Raw genomic sequence first — 17,802 nt, 5'->3', positions numbered from 1 at the left:
CGCGGGTCGTTCATGCTGACTTTTCAGTCGAGCCCGAAACAAAAGGCCATCACTTTTGTTTCGCTTTCGCCTTCATAAGATTGGCTTTCATGCAATGAGCAACCAGCGCCGACTCTTCAAAGAAATCGACATTGATCACACTGCAATTCAACACCCTCTCATTGCGAGCCGGGTCAAACCACTCGTTCAAATGAGTGGTTATATTCACAGGTCCTTGTGCCAAACCGTAACTCGTGGCGGACAATGACCATGGTATCCCAACACCATTTGGATACGCTATGGTCTTGGTAATAAACACCTTCACATCAGCGACACTGGCGAAGTCTATCCCCGTCCATTCACCTCTGAGTCCCCAATTGAAGTAACTGCGATCAACGTCCCCATAAGACGCCAGCATGACACGTTGAAATGGACTGGTTCTTTTTAGTTCCCCCAACGTCAAATAACGATTTTCGGGGGGGATCACCCGCCCTCCCAAGTGTTGCGTCAGCAGTCGGGAAAATTCCTTTACGTCGAATGGACTGCTATCGGAGCTTAGTTGCTGGAAGTTCAAGACAATGAACTCAGCGGGATTTTGCTCAAGGAACCTGTCCACGGCCATGATCAGATCTTCCAGGGCCCGAGAAGATCGATATCCATTGTGCTGAAACCAGAAGCCGCCCTTGCCGTCATACTCAAGCCTGAGATCAAGTGCCCGGGCACCATTGACCAGTTGATAGTAAAAACTATTATTCTGGCAGGCTGCCCAGTGGCTGACGCCCGGAACGGCATAAGAAGCCTTTTTGTCGACGCCCGAATTGTGAGCGCCTGGCAATACCAACTCCCCCACTGTCAAGCCGTCGAGGGCGGGCATGCCGGTCATCCATTTATAAAATTCGTTAGCCATATTTCTTCCATTACGTAGGTGTTTTTGCGCGCAGCATGACAATGTGCTCTTCGCAACTTTCGCTGTCTTTATATCCGCATACACGCCCGCTAACCACTCACCCAACAACATCAAGATTGACAATATATTACTGTGCCGCCAGCGTATTCCTACGCAACAAAAGGATCGTAGTAGCTGTCACCCGGCACACACTGCACTTATCTTGTTATGTGCAGCCTGCGTCCGCAAAGGCTCAGCACTCAACACCCAAAATACATACCGCGCGTCTACGGATTGACACGTGTAACAGAAAGCAGGAGCACACATGCCACGAAACACTGCAGGACATTTAAACAAACAGACCTGGATGAACGAAGTCCTGGATATCGACACCCTGAAGTTAACCGACATTATCTGGCCAGGCGCCCACAATTGCGGCATGGATAAAAAGGCCCCTAACTACGACGTCGTTATCGGCCATTGGACAACCTGTCAAAACGATACATTTTCCTGGCAACTGGCCCAGGGCGTCAGAGCGTTCGATATACGCCTGGGGTATAAGCCGGGGCACGATCAGGATATCTTTTATTTTCACCACAATGGCCTGGAGTCTCATCGCGTCCTGGATGAGCTTATCGACGCCGTTCTGGCGTTTCTTCAACGCAATCCCAACGAGTTCATCGTGCTTGATTTTCACCTTCTGGCGGGTGGCAAGCACGCCTTCGACTATAAAAAGTTCAACGCCTTGCTCTTGAGGCGGCTGGGACACACAACCATTCCATTTTCACAATCGCACCTCTCCATCGGGCAACTGAAGCGAGCCAGCCCTCATCGCAGGCTAGTGCTGGCCGCCCACGGGCCGGATGATCTTGATGAAACCACGTTCTGGCCGAGAGTCATTCACAAGTGGAGCGACGAGGCATTCACTGATATCGACGATTTGCGCAGCCACATTGCCAACACCTTGAGTGCTGAGCATTCCGGCAATTTTCTATGGTCCCTGTCAGCCACCAGTTATTCGTTTCTTGGAGGTCCCGTGGACATCAAGCACTCTATCAACGACTGGTTTCATCAATCCCGGGACTGGGTGAGTCGCTGCTGCATTATCAACACCGACTTTGTCGAAGAGTCTGAAATTGTTCGTTATTGCTGGATAGCCAACAGTATGAAGGCCGTCAGCATGCACTGATCGCGCTCGCACCGGGCGCGTATCTCAAGACTGGTGTCCCTTTCTTGAAGAAGGCATTATCGGCTGCAGTTACTCACAAGCGTGCAGCCATGACCCGAGCGGCAAGAGTCACCGACCCCGCATACGAATTGATGGACGACCACAATGGGTTGTCCATCATTTATCGCCAGCACGGATTCCCCTGCCCGCTGGTGCGTTGGCATTTCCATAAGGAATACGAACTGCACCTGATTGTCGCCAGCTCAGGCAAGGTGTTCATCGGCGATTACATCGGCAATTTTTACCCCGAAACACTGTTTCTGACCGGCCCTAACCTGCCCCACAACTGGATCAGCCAGGTCGCCGAAGACGAAGTGGTGCCCAAGCGCGACATGCTGGTGAACTTCACCGATGAGCTGTTCGAAAGCGGCCATCAGGTGTTCACCGAGCTCAAGAGCCTGACGCCCCTGCTGGAGCGTGCGCAGTACGGCATCGAGTTTCGCTGTAAACACACGATCCGCCAGGCCATGGACCTGATGCAGCGAATTGCCGACGCCAAAGGCGTTACCCGCCTCGGGTACTTTTTCATTCTGCTGGAGTTGCTGGCGGCCACCGACGATTACCAGTTGCTGTCCGGTGCCACCACGCCGCAATTGGCCGACGAACACAACATCGACCGCACCAACAGGGCAGTGGATTACATCTTTGCCCACTACGCTCGCGAACTGCCTCTGGAAGAAGTCGCCGAACACCTGGGCATGAAACCGACCTACTTCTCGCGAGTCTTCAAGCAGGCGACCGGGCGCTGTTTCATCGAGTTCGTCAATCGCTTGCGCATCAGCAAATCCTGCGAGCTGCTGGCCGATGGCGATAAACCGGTGACCGAGGTGTGCTTTGAGTCGGGCTTCAACAATATTTCCAACTTCAACCGGCGCTTTCAGCAACTCAAAGGCATGACCCCTTCCCATTACCGTCGGCTGGCGGTCCAGCGTTTGACTGAACAAAATCTCGGTTAGCCTAATGGTTTCAGGCTTCGGCAAAGCGCCGTAATTGCATTTCCTTCAACCGGCTGTGGGTCCGGCGAAACGGGAACTCCAGGTAACCCTCGGTATACAGCTCATCCATCGGCACCTGCGCGTCGAGGTACAGCGGCACTTTGCGGTCGTAGCACTCGTCAACCAGCGCGATGAAGCGCCGCACGCTGTCGTCGTGAACCGATAATTGCGGCAGTTCGCGGTCGCCGGCCTCGACGCGTTCGGCACCATCCTCGGTGCCTCGGGCAATGCGACCGGGGCGTTGATGGGCGCTGAGATTGGGCACTTCGCTCAACAAAATGGCGCTAAAGCGATCACACAACGCCATGAAATCCATCGCCGCGAACGGTTGCTCGCACAGGTCCGCGTAACGGCACCAGAGTACGGTTTCACTGGCCTTGACGACCGTCACCGAGCGATAGCCGATGATCACCGGATCGCTGGATACCGGCTGTCCTTCGGTCAGTTGTTTGAACACCTCACTCATCGGATCGGGCTGACCGGATGCGCTGACCCAATAACGCTGCAGCGCTGCGCCAGGATGCAATCGGTGATCTTCGCCACCGTCCACCGCCACCACATGCATGTGGCCTTTGATCGCGGCAATCCCCGGCAAAAACCGGTCACGGTTGAAACCGTCTGCGTAGAGCTGATCTGGTGGTTGGTTGGAGGTGCAGACCATCACCACGCCTTCGTCGAACATCACCTGAAACAATCGCCCGAGGATGATCGCGTCACCGATGTCATTGACAAACAATTCGTCGAAACACAGCACCCGCACATCCCGGGCCAACTCACGGGCCAGAGCCCGCAACGGGTCGGCGGTGCCGGTCAATTGAAACGAGCGCTGATGCACCCAGCCCATGAAATGGTGAAAGTGCTGACGCCGTGCCGGCACCCGCAGGCTTTGGTAAAACTGATCCATCAACCAGGTCTTGCCACGCCCGACCGGCCCCCAGAGGTAAACCCCGGTGACCGGCGTTCGGCCCTGATGCAAGGCTTCGTGACACTGCTGCAACGCCAGAACGGCATGTTCTTGCGCGGCATCCGGCACGAAGCCTTTTTGCTTGATTGCGTAGTGGTAAGCGCTGAGGGGCGAATCGAAAGTCATATCGGCCATGGGTCAGTGCACAAAACGCCAAGTATGGCACGCTCAGCGCAGGAGCACGGCTTGCCGGCGATGGCGATCTCACGGACGCCATCGCTGGCAAGCCAGGCTCCCACAGGGAATGTGGTTAGAGCGAGATGTCGAGTCGGGTGATTTTGCCTTGCTCGTTCAGACGGAACACGTAGCGCAATTCCAGCGGGCTGCCGGGGAACGTGCCGGAAATCAGGTTACTGACCAATACTTTGCCGGTGCGTTGCTGCACGTCCAGCACCTCGACCCGAGGTTGGTAACGGCGTGCAGTGTCTTCCATCCATTGGGCGATGGCCTGGGTGCCGACCTGATGGGCGCCCTCATCGAAAACATTCGCATCCTCGGCGAAAAAACTGGCGACCGCCGAACTGTCACGGGCATTGGCGGCAGCGATATAAGCGGCAATGGCAGGTGCAAGTGAAACGGCTGGGTTCGACATGGTACGGCTCCTTGTTGATTGATTCTGGAGCCATGCTAAAACAACGCTGTGTCAATTCATGTCAGGAGTGAATCGCCCTGCTTCATCCAGTTGCATCGCCTTGCGCCAGGCTCGCAACAGGTCGCTGCGACGACCCGGATAGCGTTCACCCAGCTCTTGGGCGGCGGCAATCCGGTCGGTACGAAACGTTCGATAATCCCCGCGCAACTCGCACCAGGCAACGATCACCCGCGCCTCATTCAAAAAACCCAGCGCCAACGGCCAGATCAACCGCTGGCTGGGGGTTTTGTTCACGTCCGCGTAATCGATATGCAACTTGGCCTGCGCACGAATCGCCTGGCGAAATACGTTCAATTCCACAGCGTTTTGCGGATAACCGCAGCCCGGCGGCCCCGGCAAAACCGTCGGGTTGCGCAAGGCTTCCTGAGCGTCCGGCGCCAATACGGCGGCAATCTTCGCCAACGCATCGGCAGCGGCTTTGCTCAACACCTCATCACCACGCTGATCGACATAACGCAAACCCAGCACCACCGCTTCCGTCTCGTCGGCATTGAGCATCAGCGGCGGCAGAAACAAACCGCTGCGCAACACATAGCCGATACCCGCCTCGCCAAAGATCGGCGCGCCGAGGGCCGTCAGTTCGGCGATATCGCGGTACAGCGTGCGCTCCGAGATCTCCAGCTCACTGGCCAGTGTCGCCGCCGTCACCGGACGACTTTTACCGCGCAGCACTTGCAACAAGGTCAACAAACGACTGGTACGCGACACGATCCGCCTGCTCTGTGGAATGAAGGTCGGCGGAGCTTAGCAGAGGCCACTGTCAGAAACTGTCAGCAGCAAATACACCTTGTGAGCGCATGGGCACGATCAAAGTGTTTATTCGTATCGCGAAACTTCTGCTACAGGCTACAACGCCTTGCGCCACGGCCTACACCTACGCCAGAATCCGCCGGCTTGTGCGCTTTGGTCCCCGCCTCTATCGTTTCCGCGTCGCTGATTATCAGCGATCGGGTTTGGTAGCCCGGGTAAGGCGCACAGCTCCGGCATTTCCATTCAGTGACGTTTTTTTGTCGTCTGCTGTTTGTTATGGCGGCTGTGCGCAGGGCGCCTTCGGGTGCGCCGGTTTCCTTACCCGGTCTACCAACCTGCGTTCAGTCGCCACCCTATCGTTTGGTAGCAATAGGTTGCGACTCCACTGTTAAGTAAGGAGATCCGCCATGTTCAAAGCCACGCCCAATCCGCCCGAAACCGATCCGGTTTCCCCCTACGCCTCCCTCAACTCAAAAGAACTCCACGCCGCCGCGCACCGTGCGCTCGATCACTACCTGGTGCTGCCTGAGACCAAGACATTGTTAGCCGACCGACGCCCCGGCTGCATTTTTGTCATTGCCCCCGACGTCGACAGCGAAACTCTATTGGCTCATGCCTGCGAGACCCTCGCCTCGGCCAATGTCATGGCCAGCGATCTGGCGTTCGAACTCGAAGGCCCCAAACGCAATACCGCACTGGCGATTCAGCAGATGATTTCCCTGGCCGAGTTGGCGGTGAATCGCGCCCTGGACCACCTCGATCCACCTGATTCACCGCAGTAACCAGCAACACCGGGTGGGCCCCTTGTGGCGAGGGAGCTTGCTCCCGCGGGTCGGTCCGCGCTCGGGCGAAGCGACCCTAAAATCAGTCACCGCGAGTATCCAGAGGGATCGCGATTACCGGATTACGACCGCTTCGCGGCCGAGCGGGAGCAAGCTCCCTCGCCACAGGTTCTCGGGCTTGTCTGCGCACAACACAAAACCCGCCACCTTTTCACAAGGCTGGCGGGTTTGTCGTTCCAGCCCAGTCCGTTTTAAACAACCGCGCGTTGCCCTCAATGCCCGCGGCTGGCATCCTGCGCCTCCCTTTTCTGACCTGGCCTTTTTGGCGCCCTCCCCGTGACCTCATCTGACCACTCGAAAACTGCGCTTCGTTCCGACCTGATCTACGGCCTCAACGACCGCCCGCATTTCACCGCGACCCTCTTCGCCGCCCTGCAACACGTACTGGCGAGCTTCGTCGGGATCATCACACCGACCCTGATCATGGGCAGCGCCCTGGGCCTGCAAAGCGAAATCCCCTACCTGATCAGCATGGCGCTGTTCGTCTCGGGCCTGGGCACTTTCGTTCAGGCGCGGCGCTTCGGGCCGATCGGTTCCGGCCTGCTGTGCCTGCAAGGCACCAGTTTCTCGTTCATCAGCGTGATTCTCAGCGCCGGCTTCATGGTCAAGGCGCGTGGTGGCGGCACCGATGAAATCCTCTCGACGATTTTCGGTGTGTGCTTCTTTGCCGCGTTCATTGAAGTGGTGCTGAGCCAGTTCATTGGCAAGTTGCGAATGCTGATCACCCCGGTAGTCACCGGCACCATCATCACCCTGATGGGCTTGTCGCTGGTCAAGGTCGCCATGACCGACATCGCCGGCGGCTTTGGCGCTGCGGACCTGGGCGCCGCAAGCCACCTGGCTCTAGCCTCATTGGTGCTGGGCACCATCGTTGTGCTGAATCGGGTCGATGTACCGTTCTTGCGTCTGGGCGCCATTGTCATTGGCCTGACCCTCGGTTACGTCGTCGCGTGGCTGATGGGCGATGTCGATTTCACCAACATGACTGCTGTGCCGCTGATGAGCGTGCCGGTGCCGTTCAAGTACGGCTTCAACTTCGATTGGGTGGCGTTCGTTCCGGTGGCGGTGATTTTCCTGGTCTCGCCGCTGGAAGCAGCCGGCGACCTGACCGCCAACTCGATGATTTCCCAGCAACCGGTCAAAGGCCCGATCTACATTCGGCGGATCAAGTCCGGTTTGCTGGCCGACGGTCTCAACTCGGCAATGGCGGCGGTCTTCAACAGCATGCCGATGGTGACCTTCGCGCAGAACAACGGGGTGATCCAACTGACCGGCGTGGCCAGCCGTTACGTCGCGTTCTTTATCGCCGGACTGCTGGTAGTGCTCGGGCTGTTCCCGATGATTGGCGCCGTGCTGCAACTGATGCCCAAACCGGTGCTGGGCGGTGCTGAGCTGGTGATGTTCGGTACCGTGGCGGTGGCCGGGATCAAGATCCTCGCCGAGGCCGGCCTGCATCGGCGCAACATGCTGATCGTCGCCATTTCGCTGGGCATGGGGCTAGGTGTTGCGGCCGTACCGGAAGTGCTGCGCGAATTGCCCAAGGCGTTGCACAACATCTTCGAGTCGCCGATCACCGTCGGCGCATTGTGCGCTATCGTGCTGAATATCTTCCTGCCCGAAGAATTCATCGAGCTGGAAGAAGACGATTTCGATCCGGAAGCTTCGATCCTCACGGTCATGGAGAACCCGGATGTCACGCCCCACGGCGAACCACTCAAGCCTTCCGTGGTCGCACAGGTGAACCGCTAACGCCGCTCGAGGGTCGAGCCGCCGGCGGTTCGACCCTTATCTTTACGAGAGCTCGTTCATGCGCAGATTCCTCGCCTTAAGCCTTTCCCTGCTATTGCTCAGCCTGAGCGCCTGCGCACTGTTCCCCAACCGTGATCCGCTGAATATCAACGTGGTCGGCATTGAACCGCTGCAAAACCAGGACCTGGAAGTGCGCTTTGCAGTGAAACTGCGTCTGCAAAACCCCAACGAAACGCCGATTAATTACAACGGCGTGGCCCTGAGCCTGGAGGTCAACGGCCAACCCCTCGCCACTGGCGTGAGCGATCAAACGGGATCGATCCCGCGTTACTCGGAAGCGATCATCAGCGTCCCCGTGAGTATTTCGGCGTTCTCCGTGCTGCGCCAGACCCTTGGCCTGAGCCAGACACAATCCCTCAACAACCTGCCTTATGTATTACGCGGCAAACTGTCTGGCGGCGTGTCAGGCACCATCCGTTTTGTCGACAAAGGCACTCTCAACCTGCCGGGCTCGACAGCCGGCATCTGGTAAATCAGCCGCAGGGCACAGCGTCTCAGATAAACCGCACACCGGGTTTGGCCCGTTCATCCACGGTCAGCTCGAACACGTCCGGGCGCGCATAGTGCCCGACCACGTCGTAGTCGTAGCGCGCACGCACCAGTTCATCGGTGTCGATCTCGGCCGTGAGCAGCCCCGCACCGCCCAACAACGGCCCGGCCAGCACGTCGCCCATCGGGCCGATGATCAGACTGCCGCCGGCAATCAACGGGCGCTCGGCCGGCCAGTTGGCAATTTCCAACCCCAAGGCTTGTGGCGATAGCTGGACCTGGCAGGCGCTGACCACGAAACAGCGGCCTTCATGAGCGATGTGGCGCATGCTGACTTGCCACATTTCGCGCTCGTCGACCGTTGGCGCGCACCAGACTTCCACACCTTTGGCGTACATCGCCGTGCGCAGCAGCGGCATCATGTTTTCCCAGCACACGGCGGCGCCAATGCGCCCGACCTGGCTGTCGATCGCCGCCAGTGTCGAGCCGTCGCCCTTGCCCCAGATCAACCGCTCGGTGCCGGTGGGCATCAGTTTACGGTGCTTGGCGACCAACCCGGCTTGCGGTTCAAAGAACAACGCGGTGCAGTACAAGGTGCTGCCTGAACGCTCGATCACCCCCAACACCAGATTCGCACCGGTGCGCGCAGACAATCCCGCCAAGGCTTCGGTTTCAGCGCCCGGCACATCGATGGCATTGGCGAAATAGCGCGCAAACGCCTCACGACCTTCCGGTAGTCGGTAGCCCAACTGCGTGCCGAAGCCTTCGCCTTTGGGGTAACCGCCGAGCAACGCCTCAGGCATGACCACCAGCCCGGCGCCGGACTCGATGATCGCCTGTTCATAAGAAAGTATCTGTTCCAGGGTCTCGCCCTTGCCACCTGGCAGCGAACCGATTTGCAGTGCAGCAACAATGGATTTTGGCATCGCGGTAACTCCTGAGCAGTGAGGTATTGCTCATTCTCCGGCCACCGCCGATCATGAATAAAGCCCCGTTCACTGCTGAAAGATATGAGCCAAATGAATATCGCCGATATCGACCTCAACTTGCTCAAAGTCTTCGAAGCGCTGCACGACGAGTCCAGCGCCAGCCGCGCCGCGTTACGCCTGGGCGTCACGCAATCCGCGGTCAGTGCAGCATTGCGTCGGCTGCGTGATGTATACGCCGATCAACTGTTCGTACGCACCGGTCGCGGCCTGGCACCGACATTGCGCGCCAATCAATTGAAACCGGTCATCAGCGATGCGCTGAACAAATGCCGACAAAGCCTGGCAATGGTCGATCCGGCGGCCAACCAGTACGAAGGTCGTTCAGTGATTGTCGGTTTATCGGATGATTTCGAGATTGCCTACGGTCGACGATTGATCGAAGAAATCGCCCAACGAGCGCCAAAGCTGCGGCTGATCTTTCGTCAGACCCACAGCCAGATCGTGGCTCAGGCCTTGATGGAGCGCAGCGTTGATCTGGCAATCACCGCCGGCGGTTTTGCCGAACGCTTGCTCAGCCGTCAGGTGTTGGGTGAAGGCGGCTATCAGTGCCTGGTCGACCCCGGCAGCCTGGCTGACGGGCAACAGGCAATAGGCCTCGACGAGTTTGTCGCTCGCGAGCACATTCTGGTGTCGTCTGGAGGGTTTATCGGTATTACCGATGAGGGTTTGGCGGGGCTGGGGCTGAGTCGGAGGGTGTGCGCATCAACCACGCATTTTGCTGCATTGCCGTTCCTGCTCAAGGGCAGCCAGGCGGTGGCGACGATCCCCGCCCATGCGGCGCAGAGCATCGCCGCAGTCAGCGGGTTGACAGTGCTGCCCTGCCCGCTGGCACTGCCGCGCTATCCGATTGAACTGGGCTGGCGGACCAACAGCCAGCTGGATCCGCTGTTGCTGAAGGTCCGCGAAGCAATCGTCGCCAGCTTCCTACAAACACCGCCCGTGTAGGAGCTGTCGCAGGTTCCTACTTGGCAGCCATCAAGCGATTGACTTCGCTGCGGACCATATTTGCGTATTCCGGCGGTGACATGGCGTCCAGTTCAGAGCGCACCCACTCGGCCCATTTGCCTTTACGCTTGGAGCGCTCGCCGAACAAGCGTGCCGCTTCACCTTTGGATTTACCCAGGTTGCTCTGCCAGAGATCGAACAGACGGGACTTTTCATCTTCAAGCGCAGCGCGCTCGGCAAGGGGCTTGTCGGCCAGATTGAAGCTCATGGGAGTTACCTGCTGCATAAAATTGGCAACATCTTACACTGTAGGTGGAAATCTCCGGAGGCAGATTTTCCATTGGCGTTGAGTTTCAGGGCAAAAAGCCTGCAACTTTTCCGCCGCGCCTACACTCCATTGATCACTGTCCCAAAACCAGCAAGGAGTCACCTGATGGCCCGAAAAACCCCGGTGCAAGCAAACGATGAGCAAATCAAGGATCAGGTCTTCAGCGAGCTGCAAGCGTTGATCGAAGAATCGGAGAAACTGCTCAAAAGCAGTGCCTCGCTGGTCGGTGAGGAAGCTGAAAACCTGCGCGAACAAGTCGCGCTGAAACTGCGCCAGGCACGCGACTCCGTCTCCAGCGTACGTGAGCGGACCCGCCCGGTGGTCGAGGCGACCGAAACCTACATCGGCGGTCACCCTTGGCAAACCGTCGCAATCTCAGCCGGGCTCGGTGTGGTGGTGGGATTGCTGCTGGGGCGGCGCTGAACAAACATGCTCTAAAAGATCACAGCCTACGGTGCACGCAGCCCCTGTAGGAGCTGCCGCAGGCTGCGATCTTGGCGATCCCGCATGCGTCGATGGGCTCGCCTTTCTACATCAATTACCCGCCAGTTCGTGCAATTGCGCCAGGGTCTGCGCATCGAGCGCTATACCTTCGGTTTGTGACTTGGCCCGCTCGCGGTGACGGCGGTCACCCGGCAAACGCCGCAGTCCCACAGCATGCATCTGCCTGACCAGTTCTTCACTGCGTTCGGCGAAGTTCTGCCCGGCGGCTTTGCTCGGGTCGATCACAATCAGTAACTGGCCGGTCCACGGGGTTTTCGCCCCGGGATGATTCGACCAGTCGAACTCGAACGAGAAGTTGCCACCGGTCAACGCCGCCGCCAGCAGTTCGACCATCATCGACAGCGCCGAGCCTTTATGTCCGCCAAACGGCAGCAATGCGCCGCCCTCCAGAATCGCTTTCGGGTCCTGCGTTGGCTGGCCCAGGCTGTCGACACCCATGCCCGGTGGCAGACGCTCGCCCTTGCGCGCAGCGATCTGCACGTCGCCATGGGCGATGGCGCTGGTGGCCAGGTCGAACACGATCGGGTCTGCACCCGCACGGGGTGCCGCGAACGCAATCGGGTTGGTGCCAAACAGCGGGCGATCAGCACCGTGCGGCACCACGCAGGTCATGCTGTTGACCACGCTCAGCGCCACCAGGCCTTCATAGGCAAAGGGTTCGACGTCTGGCCAAAGTGCAGCGAAATGATGGGAGTTGCGGATCGCCATGACCGCGATGCCGGCGCTGCGGGCTTTCGCCACCAACAGTTCGCGGCCTGCAGCCAACGCCGGTTGGGCGAAGCCGTTGCCGGCATCCACCCGGACAAAACCCGAGGCCACATCCTCGACCACTGGAACGGCCTTGCCATTGACCCAACCGCTGTTCAGCGTCGAGACATAGCCGGGCATCCGGAACACGCCATGGCTGTGGGCACCATCACGTTCGGCGCCCGCACAGTTTTGCGCCAGCACCCGGGCAACCTCGGGGCTTGTGCCATGCCTTAGAAATATCGATTCCAGTAGGCCAACCAACTCTTCGTACGACAAGTGTTGCGAGACTGCATTGACGGCATGATCGTGTGGCACAGACATCTGAAGCTCCAGGTTTTTTATTGGAGGGGGCAACAGCGTACGGGGACCTTACGGGCTGATTAAACACCGTTTTGCGAGCCCTCTGTCAACCTTCGTCGTTCAACGACGCCGAGACCTGCAACGGGCCTGATCATCAACGACTCAGGCGCCGCGCATGCACTAACTATCTACCACCGTTTGACGCTGCCACGACTCTAGCCTTGGGCTTTCTTCCTGCGACGTAGAACCGTCGCTTCAGCTGAGGCAAAAACAATGACTGACGATTCGTTACCACTCTTTTTTCCTGAAGCATTACGCGACACCCGAATATTGAGCCCACGCATCAGGGCCATGGGCTTCACACTCGCGGACCTGTCCTGGCTGCGTAACGTTGAACTGGCGACCCACGCGCTTCGTTCGGCGCAAACATCGCCAATGACCGTCGAGAACGTCATGCTGAAGGCCGCTGGGTCAGACGCCGAGCCCCTTGCGGGCAGCTTCGTGATGCATCCGGTGCCCAACGGCACACAGGCCATCCTCTACACACCCTATGGCGGGCTGCAAAAGTTCGATGACCGACAAGCATTGTTGAAGGCGCTGGACGACAAACTGAAAAATGCTGCAGAGCGCAAGGACCTGTTGTGCTTTCTCCCCATCTCCCGACGCAATGCGCTAAGTACCGACAACGCATTCACCTTGGCAGGCCAAGTCATTGACGGCCTGGTATTCGAAGATCAGGCCCGTATTCTGAAACAGTGCCATCGTGAGAATGTCGAGCTCATGCTCCAGGAGCTGAGTGCAATACCGACACTGACGGCCATGCTCAATCAATTGCTCAACAACGCGCTGCGCAAGTCCTTTCCCAGGCTCGATCAAAGCGCCACCCATGTCAGCTTTTTCGTTGAAAGCCGGGCCGCCGGAACGACGAACACCGCCATCGCTCGACACCAGGTGGACTCCATGCCCCTGAGTGATGCGCTACTGCGTTTTTACCTGCATCAGACATGGCCTTCGGGACAGGTTCGCGAGTTCACCAATCCTCTACAGCCTTCCTCCCCCGTTAACCCGGTACATCAGTATCAGTGGGAGCAGGCCACAAAGGAGCTTGCAGCGAGTTTGATGCCCATGCTGGCAAGTCTGCTGCAGGTCTATTGGGCAACAGACGTGCATACAGGTGTTTCTCGCCGGGACTTCTTTGCTCAAGCCATGAGTGACAAGGCCCGAACGGATCTGTTGTTGAAGCGCCAGAGCGCAATCATCAGCCCTGAGCAAAGCCTGGCATTAACCGCACTCCTCGACCGCGAAAGCGCTATACGCAACAACGCTGCCAGCGACCTGAAACCGGAAAAAATCCGCATTTGGGAACACCGCGAGCATTTCGTCGAACTTGCTGGCGCCATGATGCTGAACAGCGACTCCACGGCTTATCTGTATACCCAGTCCAATGGCTTGCAGGTCCTGAAAGATTACGCAGACCTGAAAGCGATCATACAAACCATGGTCACGTCGGCCGGACACGACGACGAGCTATACAGCTTGCTGACACGGCAACAGCGTGATGTATTTCTGGGCTTCGACAAGCCTGAGGTGTCGGGAGTACCGATGTTCGGTCCAGTCTTTCACGACATGCTCGACGACATCATCGCCAAGCAACAACACAGCATCACCGATGCACTGGACACCTGCCGACACAGCGATGGTGTCATCGATGTCCAGGCCTTGTTCGACCGTGCGCTGGATGTGCGTGGCATGCTCGACAATCAGCTACTGGCGACAGCAATCACGGAGCGCTGGAGCACGCGCCCGCTGATTTCCGGCGACAATCGCCCTTCGGTCGTATTGGCTGACAAGGCCGCCCTGTCGCTAAAAACAATACGCAGCGTTCAATCCTCCCTTGAGGTGAAAACAGCCGCTCAACCTTCGGGAAGTGTTGAACAACAAGGCACTTTTCTGGAGACCATCAAGACCGATCTCGCCCATGCAATGTCGGTGGGAATCCGCGGTGAGGCCGCACTTCGTGTGAGCACCAAGACGCTCCATGCGGACGAAAAGGCCATCATCGATACCGTACTCAACCCCGACAAACCGACCCGAAGGCAAAGGCAAGCGCTGCACGGATTTCGGCCAGATGCCTGGTCGTTGACGCTTGAGTGCTCGAACGAGCCGGATCTGCTGCCGCTGGCCAACTGCTTTTTGCTGACCGAGCGTGGCGGGCTTGACCCGTCACACTCCGGTCGGGCGATCCTGTGGACGCCCGGGCGCGGGCTCGAAACCTTCAGCTCCGTCACCAGTGTCAAGGTCGAGTTGGGCAGGCGCCTCCTGGATGACGAGCAACGAATGCTGCTCCTGGAAAATATCCCTCGCACGCAATATCGCCCACACCGAACCTACACGCTTGGGCCGTTTCGATTGATTGAAAGAAATATGCTTCAGGAGTGCCAACAGTCAGCCATCAAACAGTATCTGGACGCCCGAAGGCATACCCATTCACTTGAGTTGCCGAGTTCGGTGGTACGGGCTGATTTCGAGCAACACAAACAGACTCCCACCCCACTCAACCTTCAGCGTGCGATGCAGATTGCCGAGGGGATCGTTACGCAACAATCACTCCCCGTCTGGCTCGGGGCGGCACCCGAGAGTGAAGTGCTGCGACACGTGGAAATACTGGAGCAATTACGCCACAGCATAGAGAGCGGAAAAGACTACCTGCATGATGTCAAACCGCTGACGGACTATGCCCGCGAACAACTGAAAGCGCTAATGACCAGGCAATTTCCGGGAGCCAGTCTCGATCCGGATCAACTGTGGGTGACGCCCAATCTGGCGCTGGCCGGTCCTGCGCGTACATTGACCGATTTTGCGCTGAGCCCTACCAATACATTGCAAAACACCGGGTTCAGCATTGCCTCGAAAATCGCCCAGACGCTCCCGACGGCCCTTGATGCCAGCGCAGTCAAAAGGCTTTTGCTGCAGCTGGACATCAAGGCGACCTATCGTCAATTTCTTTCGGATACATTGGCGAGCGACGCGCCAGGTGTCGCGACCCGACTGCTTCGATTCATCAAGCAGCTGCCCTGGCAACTGCTGTTGCATGCCCACACGCTGAAGCTTCAGGGAAAACTTTCCGAACGTGGCTTCGGCTTGGTTCAGCAAGTTCTGGACATGCCGGATGCCCTGGCACGCGCAGCGGTAACGGGCGCCAACGCAATCGTGCGTCCCCTGGAGCTGATCGCAACCGAAGGCGCCGCGGCCGTCAAGACACTAGGGCTCTACCTGATAGGAGAGCCCGCTGCCGGACCACAAATTCTGTACGCGCCATACGACAAGCATCTGGGGATCACCGAGTATGAAAACGAAGCCAGCGTCCTGAGCGCAATCAACCTTCCGGGAGCTTTGCAGGATCTGTTGATCAGACGCCTGCCGGACCCGTATCAGGCGACCTACAAAAATTTGCTGGCCGGCAGCGGCACGTCTGATATCCGACTCGCGTCCAGTCCTATCGAAGGAAATCTGTTGCATCAACTGTTTATCGATAACAAAACGCTGCTGTCACACATGCTCGACAGTCAATCGCAACCTGCCGGGCAGTCCGACTGGGAGGCGCTCAAGGCATTGTTTAGCAAAGGCCTCAGGTACGGCATAGAGTTTCTGCCAGGCAAACTGGCGCTCCCGCGCCTTCTATGGGAAAGCTATACGTCATTCAAACAGTCGGCCGAGGCCCTACAGGACCATCATTGGAGGACTGCGCTCAAGACCTTTATCAACGGGGTGTCACAAATGGCGACACTGGGCCAGTTGTTGCATCAACCTGGCGCTTCGACCGTTGAGCCGGTTGTGCACAACGGACCTGTCGTCGAAAAGCCTTTCGTTGCCACCGAGATTACCAAGGTCGATCTCACCTCTCCTTCTCGCACTGTGCTGCAATCCTTTGAAGCCAGCGCCATCGAGTTGAAAAAAACGGGTACCAAGGCTGTCGACGGCTCTTACCGTGACTCGACAACCAGACGCAAGTACGCCCCGGTCGACGGCAAGGTGTATCAAATCGAAAAGTTTGGTGTGGCAACTCGCATCGTCGATGATCAACGCCAGGGCCCGTATCTGCAGAACAGGGGAACGCAGTGGGTGCTGGATCCCGACCTGCATAGCGTTCATTTCGGTAAAGCCATGTCACGACTGCACAACAAGTACCAGTCTGACCTTGATGCGCGAAAGCAGATAAGCATTGAGGCCCAGGGCATGGAGGCCATCAGACAGCTCTACCCGGAAAGGGCCCGGATGATTGTCCAGTCGCTGGATCTGGCACGGTTCTACGCATTTAACAGCCTGCATAATCTGGCTCAATTGAAAGTGGCCACATCCGGAACACGACTGGATGGTTTTCTCAAAGCGTTCTTTGATGTGCCGACGATCGATAGAGCCATTCTGGATAAAATCAAGGCAACCATCGTTCCGCTCTGCAAAGCACTGGTAGATCCGACACTGGACAGGCTCGACAGCAAGCGTTTTGTCGTCGGTTCAAACCGTTATCCCGAAGACGGCTTGATTGCCTTTGTACTCGACGATGACCAGCAACAGAAAGTGCACTTTACAGAGAAGTTCTTCGATCAAAATCTACACCACTACAACCATGTGCTGACAGAGCCCTTTGATGTCGTTGCCCATGCGCAGGCGGCAACGCTTATCCATGAGTTCTCGCACCTGTTTTCAAGTACGCTGGATATCGCGTACCTGGAAGCGAGAAGACCCTTCAGCGACCTGATCTCGACGATCACCACTCAAGCCAGCCAGTTGAAACAGGATCAAGAGCAATTTCAGCGCGAGGCATTGTCGATGCACACCCCCGTCGATGAATTGTTCGCCTACTGGAACAGCACGCAGAAAACCTGGCAGGACCTCGATGACATTCCTGCCGCCAAACATCTGAGTGGCCAGATCAAGACCATCACCGGCACCAGCAATCTGAGCGAAGCCCGCCGAGTGTTTCGCGACCGGGCTTCAGCGGATCGGCGGATCGACACCATCCTTCGCAATGCCGATTCTGTCGCACGTCTGGTCTGTGAAATGGGACGTCAACTCGACCCGGTACCTTTGGCCGAAAATTGATGCCCGTGAATCAAACGTAAAGGGTAATGCTCGCGGACACGGCCACCGGCATGCTTCACGTTGGCGGCATTTACAACATCAACGAGCTTAAAACGCTGAAGGCCGCAACCCTGATGAGGGTCGCGGCCTTCATTTGGCCTGACTGCACGTGAATGTGCCTTGCCGAGTAACGAGTCAACATGAAAAAAATTTAATGGTTTAGACCCCGATAAAACAGCACATCTCACCTTGCACTGACGTGGTTCCGACAAATTTTCTACATCCGAGCCCTCATGATTTGCGCAGCTCA

15 protein-coding genes are annotated in these 17,802 nt (G+C 57.6%); 8 read left to right on the top strand and 7 right to left on the bottom strand.

Annotated features, from left to right (window positions below):
• Nucleotides 1-49 precede the first annotated feature (49 nt).
• Nucleotides 50-886 (bottom strand): hypothetical protein, encoded by an 837-nt coding sequence (locus tag AO353_RS23895; protein ID WP_054597196.1) that lies wholly within the window; start codon nt 884-886, stop codon nt 50-52.
• Between the two features lie 304 nt (nt 887-1,190).
• Between AO353_RS23895 and AO353_RS23890 the strand changes: the two genes are divergently transcribed.
• Both AO353_RS23890 and AO353_RS23885 read left to right on the top strand, forming a co-directional pair.
• Entirely contained in the window at nt 1,191-2,054 is an 864-nt protein-coding gene (locus tag AO353_RS23890) for a hypothetical protein (RefSeq protein WP_054597195.1), read from the top strand.
• Between the two features lie 89 nt (nt 2,055-2,143).
• A complete protein-coding gene (locus AO353_RS23885; protein WP_054597194.1) occupies nt 2,144-3,049 on the top strand; it encodes an AraC family transcriptional regulator in 906 nt (301 codons plus the stop codon).
• Nucleotides 3,050-3,059: 10 nt separating this feature from the next.
• Here the strand turns inward: AO353_RS23885 and zapE are convergent, their stop codons facing one another.
• The 3 genes from zapE to AO353_RS23870 form a co-directional block, all read right to left on the bottom strand.
• On the bottom strand, nt 3,060-4,178 hold the full coding sequence (gene zapE, locus AO353_RS23880) for a cell division protein ZapE (protein ID WP_054598320.1): 1,119 nt from the start codon (nt 4,176-4,178) through the stop codon (nt 3,060-3,062).
• 124 nt (nt 4,179-4,302) lie between these two features.
• A complete protein-coding gene (locus tag AO353_RS23875; protein ID WP_054597193.1) occupies nt 4,303-4,644 on the bottom strand; it encodes a nuclear transport factor 2 family protein in 342 nt (113 codons plus the stop codon).
• 51 nt (nt 4,645-4,695) lie between these two features.
• The gene (locus AO353_RS23870) at nt 4,696-5,412 is read right to left on the bottom strand and encodes a helix-turn-helix transcriptional regulator (protein WP_054597192.1); all 717 of its coding nucleotides are present in this window, start codon (nt 5,410-5,412) and stop codon (nt 4,696-4,698) included.
• Between the two features lie 449 nt (nt 5,413-5,861).
• Between AO353_RS23870 and AO353_RS23865 the strand changes: the two genes are divergently transcribed.
• From AO353_RS23865 to AO353_RS23855, 3 genes are all read left to right on the top strand, one after another.
• Nucleotides 5,862-6,236: a DUF6124 family protein gene (locus AO353_RS23865; protein ID WP_054597191.1), complete on the top strand. Its 375-nt coding sequence runs from the start codon at nt 5,862-5,864 to the stop codon at nt 6,234-6,236.
• Nucleotides 6,237-6,572: 336 nt separating this feature from the next.
• The gene (locus AO353_RS23860) at nt 6,573-8,045 is read left to right on the top strand and encodes a nucleobase:cation symporter-2 family protein (RefSeq protein ID WP_054597190.1); all 1,473 of its coding nucleotides are present in this window, start codon (nt 6,573-6,575) and stop codon (nt 8,043-8,045) included.
• A gap of 58 nt (nt 8,046-8,103) precedes the next feature.
• Entirely contained in the window at nt 8,104-8,577 is a 474-nt protein-coding gene (locus tag AO353_RS23855; RefSeq protein ID WP_054597189.1) for an LEA type 2 family protein, read from the top strand.
• Between the two features lie 22 nt (nt 8,578-8,599).
• On the opposite strand, the gene AO353_RS23850 is transcribed toward AO353_RS23855, so the two are convergent.
• On the bottom strand, nt 8,600-9,520 hold the full coding sequence (locus tag AO353_RS23850) for a carbon-nitrogen hydrolase family protein (RefSeq protein ID WP_054597188.1): 921 nt from the start codon (nt 9,518-9,520) through the stop codon (nt 8,600-8,602).
• A gap of 84 nt (nt 9,521-9,604) precedes the next feature.
• Here AO353_RS23850 and AO353_RS23845 point away from each other — a divergent pair, with 84 nt between their 5' ends.
• A complete protein-coding gene (locus AO353_RS23845) occupies nt 9,605-10,528 on the top strand; it encodes a LysR family transcriptional regulator (RefSeq protein ID WP_054597187.1) in 924 nt (307 codons plus the stop codon).
• A 16-nt stretch (nt 10,529-10,544) separates the two neighbouring features.
• On the opposite strand, the gene AO353_RS23840 is transcribed toward AO353_RS23845, so the two are convergent.
• On the bottom strand, nt 10,545-10,796 hold the full coding sequence (locus tag AO353_RS23840; RefSeq protein ID WP_019690567.1) for a hypothetical protein: 252 nt from the start codon (nt 10,794-10,796) through the stop codon (nt 10,545-10,547).
• Nucleotides 10,797-10,961: 165 nt separating this feature from the next.
• Here AO353_RS23840 and AO353_RS23835 point away from each other — a divergent pair, with 165 nt between their 5' ends.
• Nucleotides 10,962-11,279: a DUF883 family protein gene (locus AO353_RS23835; protein ID WP_054597186.1), complete on the top strand. Its 318-nt coding sequence runs from the start codon at nt 10,962-10,964 to the stop codon at nt 11,277-11,279.
• 111 nt (nt 11,280-11,390) lie between these two features.
• On the opposite strand, the gene AO353_RS23830 is transcribed toward AO353_RS23835, so the two are convergent.
• The gene (locus AO353_RS23830) at nt 11,391-12,431 is read right to left on the bottom strand and encodes an Ldh family oxidoreductase (RefSeq protein ID WP_054597185.1); all 1,041 of its coding nucleotides are present in this window, start codon (nt 12,429-12,431) and stop codon (nt 11,391-11,393) included.
• A gap of 252 nt (nt 12,432-12,683) precedes the next feature.
• On the opposite strand from AO353_RS23830, the gene AO353_RS31700 reads away from it, so the two are divergent.
• Nucleotides 12,684-17,513, top strand: a complete 4,830-nt coding sequence (locus tag AO353_RS31700) for a dermonecrotic toxin domain-containing protein (RefSeq protein WP_054597184.1) — start codon at nt 12,684-12,686, stop codon at nt 17,511-17,513.
• Nucleotides 17,514-17,802 lie beyond the last annotated feature (289 nt).

The sequence above is a fragment of the Pseudomonas fluorescens genome (assembly GCF_001307155.1).
Lineage (GTDB): Bacteria > Pseudomonadota > Gammaproteobacteria > Pseudomonadales > Pseudomonadaceae > Aquipseudomonas > Aquipseudomonas helvetica.
Note: the sequence above shows the minus strand (reverse complement) of the source record. Positions and strands in the feature narration are given on the sequence as shown.